Source organism: Brumimicrobium salinarum, from assembly GCF_002844555.1.
In the GTDB taxonomy this organism is placed as follows: domain Bacteria; phylum Bacteroidota; class Bacteroidia; order Flavobacteriales_D; family Crocinitomicaceae; genus Brumimicrobium; species Brumimicrobium salinarum.
The window spans coordinates 33767-53065 of sequence record NZ_PJNI01000013.1 but is presented as its reverse complement, the minus strand read 5'-3'; the positions used below and the strand labels follow the sequence as shown (position 1 = coordinate 53065).

Annotated in this window: 12 protein-coding genes; 2 read left to right on the top strand and 10 right to left on the bottom strand. The window is 35.3% G+C overall.

All coding sequences use genetic code 11. The features are described from left to right. Positions 1 to 154: 154 nt before the first annotated feature. Together gyrA and CW751_RS11555 are read left to right on the top strand one after the other, a co-directional pair. Complete coding sequence (gene gyrA / locus CW751_RS11560; protein ID WP_101335193.1) at positions 155 to 2734, top strand: DNA gyrase subunit A; 2580 nt, start codon at positions 155 to 157, stop codon at positions 2732 to 2734. Positions 2735 to 2752: 18 nt separating this feature from the next. Further along, a complete protein-coding gene (locus CW751_RS11555) occupies positions 2753 to 3967 on the top strand; it encodes a tetratricopeptide repeat protein (RefSeq protein WP_101335192.1) in 1215 nt (404 codons plus the stop codon). 421 nt (positions 3968 to 4388) lie between these two features. Here CW751_RS11555 and CW751_RS11550 read toward each other — a convergent pair whose 3' ends face one another. The 10 genes from CW751_RS11550 to CW751_RS11505 all read right to left on the bottom strand — a co-directional run bounded on the left by CW751_RS11550 (position 4389) and on the right by CW751_RS11505 (position 19179). Continuing rightward, positions 4389 to 5219, bottom strand: coding sequence for a CvfB family protein (locus tag CW751_RS11550; RefSeq protein WP_101335191.1), 831 nt, complete (start codon positions 5217 to 5219; stop codon positions 4389 to 4391). 39 nt (positions 5220 to 5258) lie between these two features. Next, a complete protein-coding gene (locus CW751_RS11545; RefSeq protein WP_101335190.1) occupies positions 5259 to 6068 on the bottom strand; it encodes a universal stress protein in 810 nt (269 codons plus the stop codon). Between the two features lie 461 nt (positions 6069 to 6529). Further along, the gene (locus CW751_RS11540; RefSeq protein WP_101335189.1) at positions 6530 to 6724 is read right to left on the bottom strand and encodes a hypothetical protein; all 195 of its coding nucleotides are present in this window, start codon (positions 6722 to 6724) and stop codon (positions 6530 to 6532) included. 352 nt (positions 6725 to 7076) lie between these two features. Further along, positions 7077 to 7643 carry a class I SAM-dependent methyltransferase gene (locus tag CW751_RS11535; RefSeq protein WP_101335188.1) on the bottom strand — a complete coding sequence of 189 codons (567 nt, stop codon included), beginning with the start codon at positions 7641 to 7643 and terminating at the stop codon, positions 7077 to 7079. Positions 7644 to 7647: 4 nt separating this feature from the next. Beyond that, positions 7648 to 8910, bottom strand: a complete 1263-nt coding sequence (locus CW751_RS11530; protein WP_101335187.1) for a dihydroorotase — start codon at positions 8908 to 8910, stop codon at positions 7648 to 7650. Position 8911: 1 nt separating this feature from the next. Next, the gene (locus tag CW751_RS11525; RefSeq protein ID WP_101335186.1) at positions 8912 to 9115 is read right to left on the bottom strand and encodes a hypothetical protein; all 204 of its coding nucleotides are present in this window, start codon (positions 9113 to 9115) and stop codon (positions 8912 to 8914) included. A gap of 80 nt (positions 9116 to 9195) precedes the next feature. After that, positions 9196 to 10950: a BatA domain-containing protein gene (locus CW751_RS11520; protein WP_101335185.1), complete on the bottom strand. Its 1755-nt coding sequence runs from the start codon at positions 10948 to 10950 to the stop codon at positions 9196 to 9198. A 230-nt stretch (positions 10951 to 11180) separates the two neighbouring features. Continuing rightward, entirely contained in the window at positions 11181 to 11741 is a 561-nt protein-coding gene (locus CW751_RS11515; RefSeq protein WP_101335184.1) for a penicillin-binding protein 1C, read from the bottom strand. Between the two features lie 2 nt (positions 11742 to 11743). Then, the gene (gene pbpC / locus CW751_RS11510; RefSeq protein ID WP_165779298.1) at positions 11744 to 13588 is read right to left on the bottom strand and encodes a penicillin-binding protein 1C; all 1845 of its coding nucleotides are present in this window, start codon (positions 13586 to 13588) and stop codon (positions 11744 to 11746) included. 8 nt (positions 13589 to 13596) lie between these two features. After that, a complete protein-coding gene (locus CW751_RS11505; RefSeq protein WP_101335182.1) occupies positions 13597 to 19179 on the bottom strand; it encodes an alpha-2-macroglobulin family protein in 5583 nt (1860 codons plus the stop codon). Positions 19180 to 19299 lie beyond the last annotated feature (120 nt).

The following is a 19299-nucleotide window of genomic DNA, read 5'->3' as shown; positions in this document are numbered from 1 at the left end:
GATTTTCTATTCAAATGGTTTAAGTTGTTCACAATTATTCACAGATTTTTGTTTATAAATTACTACTCTTCTAAACGCTATATTGATTTTAATCCTTATTTTCGAACATTCTTAACGCACGCAAGATTCGTGCAGTAATAAATTAAATGACAAGATGGCAGAAGGAGAAAAAATCATTAAGATTAACATCGAAGATGAAATGAAATCCGCTTACATCGATTACTCGATGTCGGTAATTGTTTCACGTGCTCTTCCAGATGTGCGTGATGGGTTTAAACCAGTACACAGACGTGTATTATATGGAATGCAAGATTTAGGAGTTTACTCTAATAAAGCCCATAAAAAATCAGCAAGAATTGTTGGTGAGGTTTTAGGGAAATACCATCCGCACGGAGATAGCTCTGTCTATGATACTATGGTGCGTATGGCCCAATATTGGTCGTTGCGTTACCCATTGGTTGACGGGCAAGGTAACTTCGGATCAATGGATGGTGATAGTCCTGCAGCAATGCGTTATACTGAGGCTAGATTAAGAAAGATTTCTGAGGAAATGCTTGGCGATTTAGATAAAGAAACGGTTGACTTTGTTGCCAATTTTGATGACAGTTTAACAGAGCCGACTGTACTTCCGACAAAGATTCCTAATCTTTTGATTAATGGGGCAAGTGGTATTGCAGTAGGAATGGCTACCAACATGGCTCCGCATAATTTAACTGAGGTAATTAACGGGACTATCGCTTATGTGGATGATAATGATATCGACATAGAAGGTTTGATGAAGTTTGTTACGGCTCCTGATTTTCCAACAGGCGGAACTATTTATGGTTATGAAGGGGTTAAATCTGCTTTTGAAACTGGGAAAGGACGTATAGTTATAAGAGCGAAAGCAAATATAGAAGAAAATAAACACGGAAGAGAACATATCGTAGTCAACGAAATTCCTTATTTGGTGAATAAGGCGGATATGATTAAGAAGACTGCTGATCTTGTTAATGATGGTAAGATTGAGGGGATTACTGATATACGTGACGAATCAGATAGAAATGGTTTACGTGTTGTGTATGAACTGAAACGTGACGCAATTCCTAATGTGGTTTTAAACAAACTGTTTAAGTTTACTGCATTACAAACATCCTTCTCTGTAAACAATATCTGTTTAGTAGACGGGCGCCCAGAATTGTTGAACCTCAAGCAAATGATTGAAAAGTTTGTTGAGTTCAGACATGAGGTGATTGTTAGGCGTACGAAATATGAATTACGAAAAGCAGAAGAACGTGCGCATTTATTAGAAGGATTAATCATTGCTTCAGATAATATAGATGAAGTTATTAAGATTATTCGTGCTTCTAAAAGTCCAGAAGTTGCCAGAGAAAATTTAATTAAACGTTTTGATTTGTCTGAGCTTCAGTCTCGTGCAATTGTTGAAATGAGATTGAGACAATTAACTGGACTAGAACAGGATAAGTTAAGAACTGAGTATGAGGAGTTGATGACAACCATTGCTGATTTGAAAGACATCTTGGCAAACCGCTCGCGTAGAATGCAAATCATTAAAGAAGAGCTTATTTATATCAGAGATAAATATGGAGATGACCGTCGTTCTGTTATTGAATATTCGGCATCAGAAATGCGTATCGAGGATTTAATTCCAGATGAGGAAGTAGTGGTTACTATTTCACGTGCAGGTTATATTAAAAGAACAAGTCTATCTGAATACAAGGTTCAAAATAGAGGAGGAACAGGATCGAAAGGCTCAACTACTCGAGACAAAGACTTTTTAGAGTCTATATTTGTGGCTACAAACCATAATTATTTGATGGTCTTTACTGAAAAAGGAAAATGTTTCTGGATGCGTGTGTTTGAAGTGCCGGAAGGTAGTAAAACATCAAAAGGAAGAGCAATTCAAAACCTTATTAATATTGAGCAGGATGATAAAATTAAGGCATACATTAATGTAAAAGATCTTACAGATGAAGAATATGTAAATAATAACTTCATTGTAATGTGTACTAAGAATGGTATCATTAAAAAATCAAAATTAGAAGCCTACTCAAGGCCACGTTCTAATGGTATTAATGCCATAAATATTAACGAAGGTGATGAGCTCCTTGAAGCGAAACTCACTAATGGAAATCAAGAAATTATTCTAGCTAAAAAATCTGGATATGCCATTCGATTTAATGAATCAACGGTTAGAACAGTTGGAAGAAACTCTATAGGAGTGAAAGGTGTAAAAATGAGTAAACCTGATGATGAAGTTATCGGTATGATTTGTTTAGAGCCAGATAGTGAAAATAGTATTCTTGTAGTTTCAGAAAATGGTTATGGAAAGCGTTCGTTCTTTAATGATCCCGAAACAGGAGAGCCGGTTTACCGTGTAACTAATCGAGGAGGTAAAGGTGTTAAAACGATCTCTGTAACCGAAAAAACAGGAAACTTAATTGCAATTAAGAATGTTACGGATGATGATGATTTAATGATTATCACCAAACGAGGAATAACCATTCGTTCTCGTGTAGATCAAATTCGTGTAATGGGTAGAGCTGCTCAAGGTGTAAAAGTAATTAACTTATCAAAAGGTGGTGAAATTGCAGCGGTGGCTAAAGTACCAAAAGAAGAGGATGAAGATTTAGAAAATATTGATGGAATAGAGAACAATGAAAATCAAGAAAACACTGAAGATTCAAACAATGGCATAGATAATGCTGATACAGACAGTGAAAATAAAGATTAAATTTAAAATTAAAACGAAATGAAATTATTCAAAGTTAGCATAGGAATTATTGCCTCAACTTTATTTATTACATCTCAAGTGTTTGCACAGAGTAGCAACGTAATCTCTGCAGCGTTAGAGTTTAATAAATACCAACCTGCTTTTATGCAGCAGGATTTTGACAAAGCTAAAACTCATTTGATTGAAGCTAAATCTTATATCGATTTGGCAATGAAGAATGAATCAACGATCAATGATGAAAAAGGTAATTATTACAATGTATTAATTAATTACAGTTTAGTAGAATTATCTAGTCTAGGTAAATATGCTGAGTTAGAGGTATATCAAAACGACTCGATTATTGATGTTATTGAAAATTCAACTGAAAAGGCATCAGCTAAAAAAAGATGGAGAAGAGAGCTTGAAGATTTCTTCAATAGAAAAGTAAGTCAAGCTGTTTCTGTTGGTGAAATGATGTTTAAGCAGAAAAACTTTCAGATGGCTTATGCAGGATTTGCAAGTGCATACCAAGTTAAAAAAATAGCCAACATTGAAGAAGAGCGCGAGGCAATGCGAACAAATGCAATTATCTCAGCTAGAAATTATATTGATACTTTAGAGAAAACGAATGAAATTGAAAAAGCAATTGAATTTATCAATGGTGCTTTAGAGATGTTTCCTAAAAGTGAAGAGTTGGCAATTGCTGGTGTAAATTTAGCATTGAGCAAGGACGACCTAGAACAGGCAGAGGGCTTTTTCAATGCTGCTGCGGAAAATTCGCCTGAAAATAAAGTTCTATTTTCAAATATGGGTTCTATTTACTTATCAGCTGCCGACAAAGCTTATAATGAGTTTGCTGCAATGGAAATAACAGATGATGGGTATCAACAAAAATCTGATGAAGTAGAGGAGTTATACACTAAAGCTGAGACAAACTTAGAACGAGCTATCGAGATAGATCCTGAATATGCTGAAGCTGCATATAACTTAGGTGTTCTTTATTTAGGTAGAGGTGAAAAGCTAAAAAACACTGCAGGTCAAATGGATTATAACAATCCTAATTATGAGGCAGTGAGTAAAAGGAGTCAGGAAATGTATCAAAAGGCAATTGCACCCTTAGAGATTTACATTAAACAAGATCCGAATAATGCAGGAGTATTAAATGTACTTTATCAAGTTCATAGAAATGCAGGTAATTCGGAGGAAGCTTTAGAATACAAAAAGAAAGCTGAAAAGGCTGCTGCAGGAAATTAAAACGAAGAATTTAAACTTACAAAAAAGGCTGTCTTTTCGGGACAGCCTTTTTTTATCTTCAAAATTTAACTTTACATATTAAAAATATTGATTTTTTGAATTAGCACCTGAAGTATAAAGCAAAACATAAAGAGACTTGATTCTTAATTTATCCCGGATTATTCATGCATTTAATTTTAAATCTATTCTAGGCACAAGACCTAAAGTAATATATGTATATTTCGCGGGGCTTGTAACGACGAATAGATCAAAATTAAATCAAAATCTTACAAATACATAAATACCCAAAAATGGGTTTCTCAAATTTTACAGGAAATACAGTTAAAATACTGACTTACAGATGTTAATATTCATAAACTTTAAGATTGGTGAATAATTCGGGTTATACTTGTTGAAGAAACAGCCAAACCGGCTTTTATAGTTATAACAGTGTGATCGAATCTGAATTGATTTTGATAATTTTATTTTTGTAAAGATTTCCGACCGCTTTTTTAAAGGATTTTTTGCTCATTTTTAATTCAGATCGAATTAAATCTGGACTCGATTTATCAGTCACCGAAATTTCACCATCATTTTCCTTGAGGTAGGCAAGAACCATTTCCGAAAATGCATCAAACTTCTCAAGTCCAACAGGAACTAAAGACACGTCAATTTTACCATCTTCACGAATAAATTCAACATAACCTTTGGTTGTTTCTCCTGTTTTTAAAGGTTTGACGAGTCTATCTTTAAAAATTAAACCATTATATCGATTGTTGACGATTACTTTTCTACCTAAATCAGTTATTTCACCAATAAATAAGTCTATTTCGTCGCCTTGATTTAACCCTTCTACCTGATCTGTTAAGAATTTATTGATTTTAGCAGAACCGACCAATCGATTAGTTTGTTCATCTCGATAAAGTCGAACTAGATAGATACCTCCTTCAACCATTTTAGCGGTTTGTTCTTTAAAAGGAACCAATAAATCTTTTTCTAAACCCCAATCGAGAAATGCCCCAAAGTTACTTACTTCTTTAACAATTAGAAAAGCAAAAGAATCGAGTTCTATTTTAGGTGTTTCCGTAGTCGCAACAGGTCGATCTTCAGAATCATTATAGATATAAACAGATATTTCTTGATCTAATTCTAAATCGTCTGTCAGGTATTTATTAGGAAGTAAAACCTCGAAGCCATTATCATCTTCAAGATATGCTCCAACACTAGTAAAACGATCAATTCTTAGGTTAACATGTTCCCCGATATAAGTCATATTCAATTTTTTTGCTTCTGCAAAGTTAATTGAACTTTCTTAGTAATACAGTTTTGAGAGCAATTTCGCATTAACAACCAAACAAGGCATGTATTCATCATTGGTAATTAGATCTTGTGTGTATTTTTCAAATTGTGCAAAAATACTTGAAGAATGATGGGCTACAGCGATTAAATCACATTTATTTTCCTTTGAAAAATTAACAATTTCCTTTTGGAAAGACTTTTTAGAATCAATTTGAACAATTTCAGCATCAATATCTTTTTCTTCAAATTGATTTTTCACCAAGGAAATTCGAACTTTTAATTGTTGGGCTAATCTTTGATCCGATTGTTTTTCTGCAATTACATAAATCTTCGCATCAAAAGTCTTGGCAATTTCGCCAGCAATATGAATAATTTGCAAACTTTCTTTAGAAGTGGTTATTGGAACGACAATTTTATTGAGTTTACTTTGATCAACACCATCTTGAACGACTAAAAAAGGAATACTCGAATTACTTACAACCTTCATCGCATAAGAACCAAATAATTTTTGCATTCCTGTGGCGCCGTGTGTTCCCATAATGATTAAACGGGCTTCATTTTTCTCTGCAATTTTTGATATATCTTCGAAAATATTTCCTTCTATCACTTTAGGTTCAACACTACCATCTCCAACACCTAGGTCTAAATTGTTAATTATTTTTTGAAGTTTTTCATGCGCTGCTTTCGCTTTTGATTTGTTGCTAACAATGTGCAGTAACATGATGGTAGTTTTCCGTGGTTTGGCTAGAAAAATTGCATATTTGAGCGCGGCATCTCCAACGCTAGTAAAATCATGGGGTACAATGAATAAATTGGCACTCATAAGTTTTGGTTTATATATCAAATATAACAAAAAAACGAATAGGTGATATGTTTAGTTGCTTTTATGACAAATATTATTTTTGTATCTGGTTCTTATTCTGCAGGTTATTTATTTAAAACCTGATTTTGACCTCCTAACTCTATTAAGAATGTCATCCTTTGTAATATAAAATATCACAATTTTTTATTTTACAAAGGGTTTATTTTGATATGTCCCTATTAACATTAAGAAGCCAAAACACTGACCATCAATATAAAAAAGTGGACTTGGATGGGACGTAAATTGGTTGTTACAATCTGCGATTTAAAGAGATAACCCTAACTTTTTATTGCGCATTAGAAATCTTGATGTTTATCCAGGATAACTTTTTTAAATAAAATAACTCAATTTCTATTATTGGGTTACCAAAATAAATCGTAATTATTTAAAGATAGATTCCTCGTCGCCCCAAGTTCTCGGGACTACTTCGGAATAGCAGGATTTCTGTGGCTTGGCGGGGGTAAAGTTTGCTCTAGCTTAGCTTGAGCCAATTTTACCCCAAAGACCTCCTTATGAGCTGTCATTCCAGTAGTTGATAAAACATTAGATTTTAACAACTGAGGAGTTCTCAGACCTTCGACTAAATCCCTTCTTTCTTTTTTGATAAAGTTTAACACTAGATAAAATTAATTGATACGATTCTCGGCTGTAATTATTGAAAAAACACAACCTTAAGACTAGTGATTAACGACCTATCTTGATACCCCAGTTCTATTATTTAACTCTAGTGGAGGAAAAATTTAGTGGTAATTTGACTGAAACACATCTTTTATTTTAACAATTACAAAAATAATTTAAGATTTTTTTATTATTAAATATTTGTTAATCAGAGGGTTGTTAAAAAACCGTTAAAAAACCTTATTTTATTAGGGAAAGCGAAGCAACCTTAAGGTTCCTGAAGACGTTTTTTTATTAGAAAACATTACACTACTACTGATGAAAACTAAAAATAAGCTCGAATCCTCGGGCTTATTTTTTTATACATGTATAAACAAAGGCTGGGGGAAGATTGTTTATCGTAAATTGCAAATCAATCGAATCGAAAATCTTGTTGAGTATTTTTTTAGCATTTAAAGAATACTGGAATTGAATATACTTACCATTCTTTTTTAAGGCAATTTCAGCCGATTTTAAAATACGCATGGTTAATTTTTGATCAAAATTGGTTAATGGAAGTGATGATATGATGACATCAGCATTTTCATAGTTGTCTGCTGATATGTACTCTCTTACATTTACAGCACTATCATTGATGATTTTAACCTGCTTGTTTTCTTCAAACTCTTTTTTCAATTTTATAAAAAATGGTTCGTGCAATTCAAAAACATAAAGAATTGCATCATCTCTCATTTTGTCAATGATTTCTCTTGTGAAAACACCTGTACCTGGACCGAATTCTACAATTACTTTTTCGGTTTCAAAATCGATATGTTTAAGCATCTTTTTTGCTAAAGATTTCGAACTAGGTTTTATTGCTCCGACTGTTTTTCGCTCTTTAAAAAATTCCTTTAGAAAATTATTTTTCTTTTTACTCAAGGCTTCAATGGTTTAAAATAATTGTGTCATTTTTAATGATTCCGATTGCTTTACCTTTCATTTCTTGACCTAAAAATGGAGTATTACTACTTTTCGAATAATTGTTAGACGAACTAAATCTCCATTTTATCGTTGGGTCAAAAATCGTTAGATCAGCAATATTGTTAGTGTTTATACTTGAATCAACTTCAAAATTAGCAATTTTACGGGGTTGAACAGTTATTTTATCGATAAAATCAACTTGGTTTTCTTCATTATCTGTAATTAATGCGGAGTAAAAGCTTTGCAAGGTAATATTTCCGAAGGCTGCATTATCAAATTCAATATCTTTTTCTTCAACTGCATGTGGCTGATGATTAGATACAATACAATCAACCGTACCGTCTTTTATTCCTTGCCATAAAGCAAGTCTATCTTTCTCTGGTCGGAATGGTGGAAAAACCTTATGATTAGTATCATAACCCAAGACTGCTTTTTCATTAAATAAAAGTTGATGTAAATGTACATCACATGTCACTTTAGCTCCATTTGATTTAGCCTCTCGTATGCATTCAAGTGACTTTTTCGTTGAGACGCCCGTGAAGTGAATTGCACCGTTGGTATATTCCAATAAGCTTAAATCACGTTGAATTTGTATTTCTTCTCCAATTGAAGGAATGGCTTTGAGTCCCGTTCTTAACGAAGCAATACCTTCATTTACCTGACCATTTTTGCTCAATGATTCGTCTTGAGGAAATGAAATAATTCTACCTCCAAAATTATTTACATACAACAATGCCCGATAAAGAATTCCTGAAGAAGTAAATTGTGTATGATCAGTAAATAGTCGAACCCCTGCTTTATACATGTCATACATTTCAGATAAGCTTTCACCGGATAATGTTTTTGAGATAGCACCCATTGGGTGAAGATCAACAATATGATTCTTACTTTCTGTTTTGATATAACTTACCTGACCTTTACTATCAATTACAGGTGAAGTGGAAGGGACTAAAAACACATGACCAAAACCTCCATTTTCGGCAAGTTTTAAACCCGATTGAAGATCTTCGTTTTGTTCATTTCCAGGATCGCAAAAATCCGCCTTCAAATCTACCCAACTTTGTGAAACACATAAAGATTTACTGCTTATTGATTCAGCAGATTCATCTTGTATTTCATTTTCGATTTTTACAATCTTCCCGTCAATAATGAGAATGTCTTTTCTTTGATTAAAAAAGGAAGATGCTTGATCAAATATTTTTGCTTGTTTCAGTAAAATTTTCATTTTATACTTTCCAAAAAGTGATGATTAGCATTTCTAAGATAAAAAACGCTAATGCTAAAATTAAAAGAAGTTTCCAATACGTGTTAGGTTCATTGAGGTTTATGTTTTGTAAATCGTCAAAAATAACCATTTCTTCAACACGTATATGAGGCAAGTTTATTGATTCAAAATACGCATTGATTTCATTTGGTGCCGCAATCTGCATATCTGATTCTAAACGATTAAAGTTTAAAGCTATTTTACCCAGTTTTTTATCACCTTGTAAAATATTGTAAATTCCGTCTTTTATCGCGTGATTTTTATTTGCGTTTCTAACAGAGATAGAAGTATGTCCTGTTTTTTTGTCATTTCAGGAATAAAAACAAGAGCTTCATTTTGAAGCTGCAAAGGGTTTTGATCTTGCTCAGTTGTTTTAATTTTATAATTTTCTCCAGAGCCTAATGTTAATGAAAGTGGTTGATTTCCTTGACTTTTTTCACCAACACGTAATAAAAGTGATGAAAATAGAGCAGATTTTCCAAGATTGTTAAAGCTATCTTGAATGGCACTGTATAACATGTAAATAGATTCTGTTTCTCCTTGTTCTACAAATAAAGGCTGACCATTTTCGTAGTTAATGAGGGAGCGATAGTTTGCGTTAGTATAAACCGTACTCGTGAAATATTTACTTAGCGGAGGCATGGTGATTTTTTCAACTTTTTCATCAAACATACCTTTGAAAAATAGGGAGGAAGAATTGATTTTTCCAATTCTTATTTCTTTATTCCTTTTTTGGTTAATTAATGGTAAATGCATTGAAGCTAAAAGATTATTATACGATTTAGGGTCATAAGAAGGGGAGGGGATGATTAATAAATGAGTACCATTGTCTGTTAGTTGCTTGAGTTGTGTTTGTAAACCAGAACTAATCGATTCTAATTCATTTAAAACTATTAGATTAGCCTCGTTTAGGATGTTTGTTTTGAGTTGGTTAACATTGTTTTGTTCAATTTGATAAAAATCATCAGTAGCATAAACCAATCCAGGATAAGGTGTACTATTTTCATTGTTCACTATTAGTATTTTAACAGTTGATGTAACATCATAACTAAAATAAAATCGATTATCAAAGTATAGGTTTTCATCTACCAATTCTATAAAACCAGCCTTGCTACCAACACTTTTATCGGTGTAGTTCATAGAAACTATTGTGTAATCTTTACCTTTTACATCTGTTAATGTTTGTCGTTTTAAATCATCAATTTCAAGGTTTAAAGCAACGTTAGTAAGGTCTGTGTCTCCAGTGTTAAAAACTCTTATATTCAGGGTGTTGTTTTGATTTACACGCTGAAAGGGTTGATCAAACCAAACAGAATCAATGTAAAGATTTTGTTTCATTTGTGGTTTCATTTGTAAAAATGAATAGGTAGCATTTGTGTCTAACAAATCTTCAGTTGCAGATAAGTTTCTTTTCTGAAAGTCTGATAATACATAATAATGTACCTGACCGTCAAAATCAATGGAATTTAAATAAGCGTTAGTGCTTTCTAGGGGACTTGTTATTGATCTAGAAATTGCAGAAAAATCAATGAAAGCAAGCCGATCTTCAAGTTCTGTTTTATTAATGATACGGTATTCTTTTCCTTCTAATTTATTGGTTAAAAGCATGAATTTTTGACCTCTAGGATAAGCGTCAACTATTTCTTGAACAGCTGTTTTTGCTTGATTCAAAAGATCTCCATTTGATCCTTTGGCAGACATAGAAAGCGAATTATCTATATAAATTGGTACAACACGCTCAAAGGATTTGTTTTGAGTTGAGGTGGGAATGTAGGGTTGTGCAAATGCTAATATTATTGCTGTAAATGCTAACATTCTGCAAGCAAGAATAAGGTAATGTCTTAGATTTCTTGTAGCATTGGTCTCTTTTTCAACCTTCTTAATAAATTGTAAACTAGAAAAATATAGTTTTTTATATCTTCTGAAATTAAATAAGTGAATGATAATCGGTATGATTAACAAAAACAAGAAATACAGAATATGTGGATATACAAAACTCATCGTTCCAAAATTAATAGAAATCGGGGGTTTAATAGGTTTTAAATGAAAAAAATCTTCATTTCTAAAGGAGCATAGTTTTATGGGGATTTGAAAATAAGCTATTCATCTAATAGAAAAATATTTCTTCTCTTAAAATAAAAAGTACAGTGAATATTCCAGATTAATTTGAAAGGTTTACCGCATTTCTCTTTTAAAAATAGTTGAGTTTCTAAATTTTATTAAACATTTGATCACTTATTTAAAATCTCAAACAACACTTTCTTCTGATTCCCCAATTCATCTAATACCGTCAACAAATGCTCTCCTTTTTCTGGAAGATACTGAATCGTGTGATTACCTCTTGTTTGTCCTAAATATTCATCATCTACATGCCAAAACAAAGTCGCAGAACGATCGGGATGAGAAGCTTCAAAAATAATTCCTTTGGAAACGCCGTCTAAATCTGTGGTCGCTACCATTCGACTATTGTGTTCTGGATAAATAAGCGTAAATGATTTGTTTTCATTACCGCTTTTACAATCGGGATGGAAGGGAGGAAGCGTTTTGTAATTGGGATGAGCACTTTTATAAAAGTAGGCTTGCAATGGTGGCAATACAAATTGAGAGATTGTTTTTAGTGGAACATTTGGCGCACAAGATTGATGGTAACGGAATTGTTCTTTTTCATCGGTAAGAAAAACTTCGTGGAAATTACAGGCTGGACCACGCAAAGCATTTTGATGTACAGAAACAGTATCTATTTTGGTACAATTCATCGTATTTCGATGTCCACTTTCTTTGCAAATACTCATTTTTACCAATTCATCATAGGGAGGAACAAACCAAGACCTTTTTGGGTTAAATGCGAAAAAACATCAAATAAAATCGGACCTGCTGCAGTTGTTCCAATAATCCCTGGCCGACCTTCTCCGGTGGCGTTTCCAACCCAAACCCCAACCACATAATCGGGAGTACAGCCCACAGCCCAAGCATCTCTATTGCCATAACTCGTTCCTGTTTTCCAAGCAATTTTGGAAGAAGAAGCGTACTGTTCCCAAGAAGCATCCATGTAAGGTCTATTTACACTCAGCAAAGCCTGAAAAGTTTCATAAATAGAAGCCGCATCAAATTTTGAAGTAGTTCTAGTTCTCTCCCTTTCACTCTCCCTATCTCTGTGGAGACTTAGCGTAGTCGAAGTCCCACTCTGAAGTTTTTTTTCAAAAAAAACTTCAGCTTTATCCCAACTTCCCGCACTATACATATTCTCCTCATTATAAAAGTTCAATGTTTTTGTCATGCCCGCATAAGCGTTGGTGATTTCCCAAAGTGAAGATTCTCCGCCGCCAAGAATTAAAGATAATCCATAGTGTTGGGCACTTTTAGAAACATGCGTTTGACCAATGGAGCGCAACTTATGCAAGAATTTATCGATGCCGTATTGTTTAAGTAAATAAACAGCCGGCACATTTAAAGATTGCGCCAAAGCCTCTCCAGCACGAACGGCTCCTTGGTTTTTTTCGTCATAATTTTTAGGAGAAAAATGATCGAAATACATCGGTACATCGGGAATCAATTGTCGGTTGTGAATCATGCCTTCTTGCGTCATAGCTGCATAAAGAAAAGGTTTGAGCACACTCCCTGAACTTCTTGGCGCACGCACGATATCAACAAACTTTTGGTGTTCGTTTTCCGTTGCAGAATTCCCAATATAAGTAACGACTTCGTTGGTTTTAGCATCAATGACTAAAAGTGCCGCATTGTGAATGTAATTCTGATTCAAATGATATTGATGGCGTTCCAAAACTTCGCTTAATCTTTTTTGTTTTCTATCATCCAGATGAGTTGTAATGCGTTGTCCTTTTTGTCCATTCAAAATAGCGTGATCAAGTAGGTGAGGAGCCAAGGAAGGCAATCTTTTTGGTGCGCCAATTAACGGTTCTTCTAAAGACAATTCATAAGTGATTTCGTCAATTTCTCCGTGTTCCAGTAATGTTTTAAGCACTTTATTGCGCTTTTCGAGTAATCTCTTACGATTTTTCCCAGGATGAACTAAACTTGGAGCATTCGGAAGCACAGCCAAAGTAGCTACTTGCGACCACGATAAATCATGGGGCGGCAAACCATAATAGCGCCAAGCCGCAGCTTCTAATCCAACCACGTTTCCACCAAACGGTGCATTAGCAGCATAAATATTGAGCAATTCTTTTTTCGAGTAGCGAAATTCCATGCGCAAAGCCCAAATCGCTTCGATAAATTTATTGTAGAAAGTTCGATTTCCATTTCGCGCCATTCTAGCGATTTGCATGGTAATCGTACTGCCTCCGCTAACGACTTTTCCTGCTTTCATGTTGCTCAACGCTGCTCGACCAATGGCCAAAAAGCTTACGCCAGCGTGGGTATAAAAATCATGGTCTTCAAAAGCGATAATTGCGGCGTTGAACTTTTCGGGTGTATTGTTCATCGGAGGAAATCGCCATTGACCATCCGTGGCAATTCGTGCGTTCATCAACCGACCGTCTTTGCTGAGCAGAATAGTGGAAGTCGGTTGGTCGAATAAAGTACTGGGCAAGCAACCCAGAAAGTAAACAACAAAAGCAAAAAATGCAAAGGCTGTTAACTTTCTAGGTGCAAAATAGAAATGATATTTTCCTATTTTCAAATACACAATTATCTTCTGCCGGGTTTCACGACTTTCACCTTTTTACCTTTCTTTAAAGCAGAAATCGTTGCGTCGTACATGGCTTCAATGTGAATCGCAGGCATATAATATTCGCCCACATAAGCCGCATGTAAATTGATTTTAATCGTCTTGCTTTGATTCTTGCGTAAATCGAAATAGGTATAAACTCGATCGTCGCGAATGTCTTGATAATTGATGTGTTGACCATCGTTTCCGCTGTAATTCATGTCCATTCTTTGGTTGTGAATTTCCCAACCGCTTGGGAATATTTGAGATAAAGCGAGTTCTTTATAGTCTCCGCGATTTCCTGGATTAGAAACCGTTACTTCCACAGAAAAGTCAGTTCCTTGTTCCAGTTGATCAACAGATATAATTTCATCTGCTGCGTTGCGATAAACGACATCCAAATATAAATGGTCGGAACGAGAAACTTCATTGCCGGCTAAAGGAACTCCAGTGGCAATTAATCGAGTAAATAAATAACTTTCGCCTTTATTTTCTACTTCTACTGCTGCCGATTTTTGCGTTCCAGAAACATCTAAATCAATCAACTCTATGGCTTTTGAACTGGATATGTTTGTTGTTTTGCCATTATAAACAAAGGAAGCTTTCATGCCGTCTTTGGGGTTATTATTTTCCGTGAATTGCGCAATGGCCATTAAAGAATAAGCAGTGGTTTGCGTACTCATCCATCGGTCTTTACTCAAGGTTTCGGAAAGTTTTTTTACCAATGCAGCGGCTTTTGCTTTTTCCCCCATTAAGGTCAAGGTTTCAATAATCATCGCTTGGTCACGGTGATTATTTCCAAAAGTATGCCCCAATTCCGTGTACGGCTGGATTCGTGTCGACTTATCTTTTACAATGCGTTTGGCCACTTCGTTTTTACCTGCAATTTGATAAGCGGCTGCTAATCTCCATGCGGCTTGAACGGATAGATCGTCTTGCGTTCTTAATTTATTCATAGCACTCAAAACAGGATCTCCCGCCAAAGCCAAAGTATATAAACGATAAGCTTGTGGTAAATCATTATTGCGGTAATTGTTGTGATTGCGCGGACTCCATTGCTGGGCTTGATTTTTCTGGTATTTAATCCATTTTTCTTTCAATCCATAGGGGAGAGCATAACCTTTCTTTTCAGCTACTAGCATAAAATGACCTGCATAAGTTGTTCCCCAATCACTTGAAGTTCCGCCACCTTGCCAAAACGCAAATCCGCCATCGTTGAGTTGATGTCTTTGAATTTTATTGAGTACCGAACGCACATTATTGTCGATTCTCGCTTTTGTTTTGGCATCAATTTCAATTAAACTCGACAAATACAATTGTGGGAAAGCACCCGATGTTTTTTGCTCTAAACAACCATGCGGATAACGAATGAGATAACCCAACCGTTTTTCCAAATTAATAGGAGGGATGTTCGACAATTCTAATTTCGCAGAATTGCTGTTGTCCATTCCCGGCAAGTTGATTTCCTCCTTCCACGACGTTTTTCCATCTAATGCGCCTTCTTTGTAAATCGTTACTGGGAGATTCGGTTGACGCACTGCTAAATCAATGGTGTGTGTAGACTTTTCATTTCCACTGGTGGCAATGACTTCCACTTTTGCAGCGCCTGTTAATGTGCCGACTTCGAGTTCAAAATTCACCACCTGATCGCCAACATCATTAAAAGTGATTTGCTTGTTCGGTGAACCAACAACACTAACATATTTGTTGGTTTTGACTTTTAGTTGTACGTTTTTCACCTTTTTATCCATGGCAAAAACGTTAATCGGAAGTTGTACTTTTTCTTTGGGTCCCAATACACGCGGTAAAGTTGCTAAGACCATCAATGGTTTCTTTACAGGCGTTGTTTTTTCCGCACTTCCATAAGCACCATCTTGACCGGCAACCACCATTGTTCTTACCGATCCAATATAATTCGGAACATCAATTTTGTGTTTCGCTGAACTTCCTCCTTTAAGTTTGAATGGGCCAATAAATCGTACCATCGGTTTGAATCGAATTGGGGTATCGTCTCCTGGATTGATGGCTTGGTCACCACCAATCGTGAGAATATTCTCCACTTTCGCTCCGTAAGCTCCAATGACATGGTCGAACAAATCCCAAGTTCTTACGCCTAAGGCTTCACGTGCGTAAAAATGATTCCAAGGATTGGGCGTTTTAAATCGGGTTAAATCCAATAATCCTTCATCCACAACGGCGATTGTATACGTCATGTCACGACTATTTTTCTCGTTGACTTTTATCGTAAATGACGATTCTGGAGCCAATTCATCGGGCATTTCTATTTCAGGTTCAAGAATCGTGAGTGGATCTTTTACCATAATTGGAACTACGCCATACATGCGAATCGGAGCGTCGTTTTTGGTGCTTTTGTGCGGTTGTAAAAACGTGATATGCACATAACAATTCGGTGCTAAATCTGGTGTAATCGGCAACTCAAAAGAGGTTTCGCTATCCAAGGTTTCTATCCAAAAAGCATCAATCACTTTTTTGCCATCTTCAATGGAAATCAAAGCGCGTCCTTCTTCTGCAGAAGGGAAACTGATTTTGGCTTTTTCTCCTGTGGTATATTCTTCTTTATCTGCTGAGAATGTCAACATATTTGCACCGTCTGGCGTTGCTCTTCCAGCTCTCGACATCCAACTTGGCCAATCGAAATAAGTCATAATTCCAGTAGAGTGACCGCTATTCATATCTTCTACTTTTATAAGGTAGCGACCCCAATCATATTTATCGATTTTCGTTTTTGAAAAGCCTTCTCCGCTGGCATTCGTAGTGATTGTCTCACTTGAAATCGGACGCACATTATTTCTATTAATGTAGCGCGCCACATTGTCGGAACCACTTTGCCACCACCAGCTCCATTCAATTTTGTAAACTTCTACTTTAACTTTTCTATTGGCTGCTCTTTCTCCTTTTTTGTTTAGCGAAACAATAGGGAATTGATAAGTAGTGTCTGTTTCTAATGCTCCGTATTTATTGATTTCTGGCGATTGAACACCTACAAAATATTCGTAAGGCGCATAATTTACCGCCATTTGATCGGTACTGAAATCTCCGCCTCTTTCAAAAGCTCGGGTTTTAAATATGACTTTCAACATGCCTGGCGCTTGGTCTTGCACTTCCACTTTTTCATTGAAAGACAATTTTCCTTCGGCGTTGAGATTTCGTTCTAAAAACTGTTCTTCTGAAGCGAAAAAGTTCTTGCTTGGATCATCGAAAGTGTAATTCTTAAATCCTTTAAAATCAGTAGAAGTGGGGACAAATTTTAATGAAATGTCAGTTTTTAATTCCTTGGCCGGCGCACCGTGTAGCCATTTTACGATTAAATCTCCTTTTACATAAGGATTCGCTGAACTGATCAAATCATTTTGAATGTCCAAATTAATTTTTAGTCGATTGGGCTTGATGGTTTCTACTTTTATGGTTTTGGTAAAAGTAGCTCCACCAACTTCCACTTTCGCCGTCCAATTTCCTGTTGGTGCATCTACGTTTGTTGGCGTAGTGAAATTGTAAAATCCATTTAATCCTTCTTTTTGTACATTTCTTTTTACAAGTTGGCCTCGGGCGTTGTGCAATTCAAAAATCACAGGATGATTGTTGGGAATAACATTGTCCTTGTCTTCCAAAATAAAGTTTAAAAACAAAGTGTCTCCTGGTCGCCAAACACCACGTTCTCCATAAATATATCCTTTGATTCCTTCTTGAATCGTGGCTCCGTCAATATCAAATCGACTGAGGGGTAAGTTGTTTCCATTTCCTAAACGTAAATAACCTTTTTTCAAATCGTGTTCTACTTCAATGAAAAACGGTTTTGCTTTTAACGCTTTTGTTTGGGCAATTCCCTTTTGATTAGTTTGTATTTCTGTAATTTTTTGCTGTTGGTAATCGTAAACACGAACCGTAGCTGCTTGAATGGGTTGGGTACTTACGATATCAGTTACCGCAATAAAAGTTTCGCCGTTAGTTCCCGATTTAGCTACAATTCCAATATCGGAAGCGAAGATATTTTTGACTACATTTTTTCCTCTGTAATAGGAATAAGAACAAGGATCATCTTGCCTGTTGTAATCGTAACCTGGGAAATAATCATAATTGTTGTAATGATGATTCCAATCGTTGATGTATTCCCATTTGTCGGCATCGGCGTAGTCTTTTTCGTCCCAATCACTTTCATCTCTTTCGATGTCTTCTTTTTGAGCATTAGTGCACGGATAAACTGAATGGTGTTTTCTAAATCCAATTTCTACGCGATAAATAGCCCCTTGATCAACTTCGATGTATTCGGATAAATCTAAATTGAAACGGTTCCATTTACCTAAATCTAAAGGTTTTTTTTCTCCTAAGTAAATCGTTTTCTTTCTCACCACTCGACCAATGCGTTTCAATTCATCACTGCCAGAATAGTCATTGTTTTGGAAAAATTGTTTGATGTTACTTTCAAAGATTTTAATGATGCGAATGTCCACGGCTTTCAAGTTGACGGCTTCAAAAGGTACCATCATGTTGTTAGAGGAAGGCAAAATACTTCCTTTTCCCACTAATTTCACTGCAGGCTTTATTGCTTGAAAATCAACGGAGATTTGTTCGGTTTTCTTGAATTTATATCCCTTCACGTTTTGAATGGCTGCATTTAAAACTAAAGTGTGATTGCCTTCTAATCTTTTGGAGGGATAAACTTTTAATTCGTTGGTGGCTATGGCCGTTTTTAAATTGTTATCTCCTTGTATTTCTACCAAACCATTCAGATTTTGATTGGCCAATAAAGGATCTGAAAAACGAATTCTCACATATTGTTCTGGATGTTGAACGACTGTAGTTTGCGTAACTTTAAAATCACCCATGGCAGGGATTTCGTGACGCATTTCTCGTTCTTCTTTTTCGCCATTTGGATTGGCATTCCAAGTAACTTTGATTTCTCCGGTCTGATCTTTTCTTTCAACGCTATCCACAACCAAATTATACAAACCATCAACACCGAATTCTGAGAACGTGGCTTTTTTGGTTTTTCCATTAATCGTTACATTGAAAATCTCATCTAATTTTTTTGTATTGATCACATCAGCGGTAATGGCCGTTCCCAAAAATTGATACCACTCCATGGATTCATTAGAATAACTTTTCAATCCATCCACTTCAAAATTGATGGCTTGTTTAATGATTGAAAAAGGGAATTTAAAAGTTTTTAATTCATTGGGAACATCACTCACTTTCCCCAGTTCAAACTCCACCCAATAATCTTGACCTGATATGAAATTTTCCTCTGGAATAAATTCCAAAGTATATTGATCTTTCCAAACTGTTTTTCCTTTCACTTCGGGAGAAATGGAGATAAAATCTTCTTTAATTGGCTGATTGGGTTTAATCTCTTTTGGATAAGGTTGAGATAATTGAATTTGAACAGGAGATGCACTTGAAATCACCCCTGATGTAAAAGAACTAATATGCTTTTGAAAATCGGGATTGATTTTAAACTCTGCTGGATCCTCCTCGCTGCAAGCGGAAAAGAGAAGCAATGTGGTTAAAAAATAGAGTAGTGGTCGAAGTGAAATTACTTTACTCATTGATAATCTTTTTATAATGATGAATGATTGAATGAAATTAATGATAAATAGATGAGAAATTGGTATTTAAGTGGATTTGTTATTAACAAAAATGAAATTAGTGTTGAAAAAAGATGGTGT

Excerpts from the sequence above, each read along its gene's own strand:
- gyrA (WP_101335193.1), top strand. The coding sequence starts at position 155 with ATGGCAGAAGGAGAAAAAATCATTAAGATTAACATCGAAGATGAAATG.
- CW751_RS11555 (WP_101335192.1), top strand. The coding sequence starts at position 2,753 with ATGAAATTATTCAAAGTTAGCATAGGAATTATTGCCTCAACTTTATTT.
- CW751_RS11550 (WP_101335191.1), bottom strand. The coding sequence starts at position 5,219 with ATGACTTATATCGGGGAACATGTTAACCTAAGAATTGATCGTTTTACT.
- CW751_RS11545 (WP_101335190.1), bottom strand. The coding sequence starts at position 6,068 with ATGAGTGCCAATTTATTCATTGTACCCCATGATTTTACTAGCGTTGGA.
- CW751_RS11530 (WP_101335187.1), bottom strand. The coding sequence starts at position 8,910 with ATGAAAATTTTACTGAAACAAGCAAAAATATTTGATCAAGCATCTTCC.
- CW751_RS11525 (WP_101335186.1), bottom strand. The coding sequence starts at position 9,115 with ATGCAGATTGCGGCACCAAATGAAATCAATGCGTATTTTGAATCAATA.
- CW751_RS11520 (WP_101335185.1), bottom strand. The coding sequence starts at position 10,950 with ATGAGTTTTGTATATCCACATATTCTGTATTTCTTGTTTTTGTTAATC.
- CW751_RS11515 (WP_101335184.1), bottom strand. The coding sequence starts at position 11,741 with ATGAGTATTTGCAAAGAAAGTGGACATCGAAATACGATGAATTGTACC.
- CW751_RS11505 (WP_101335182.1), bottom strand. The coding sequence starts at position 19,179 with ATGAGTAAAGTAATTTCACTTCGACCACTACTCTATTTTTTAACCACA.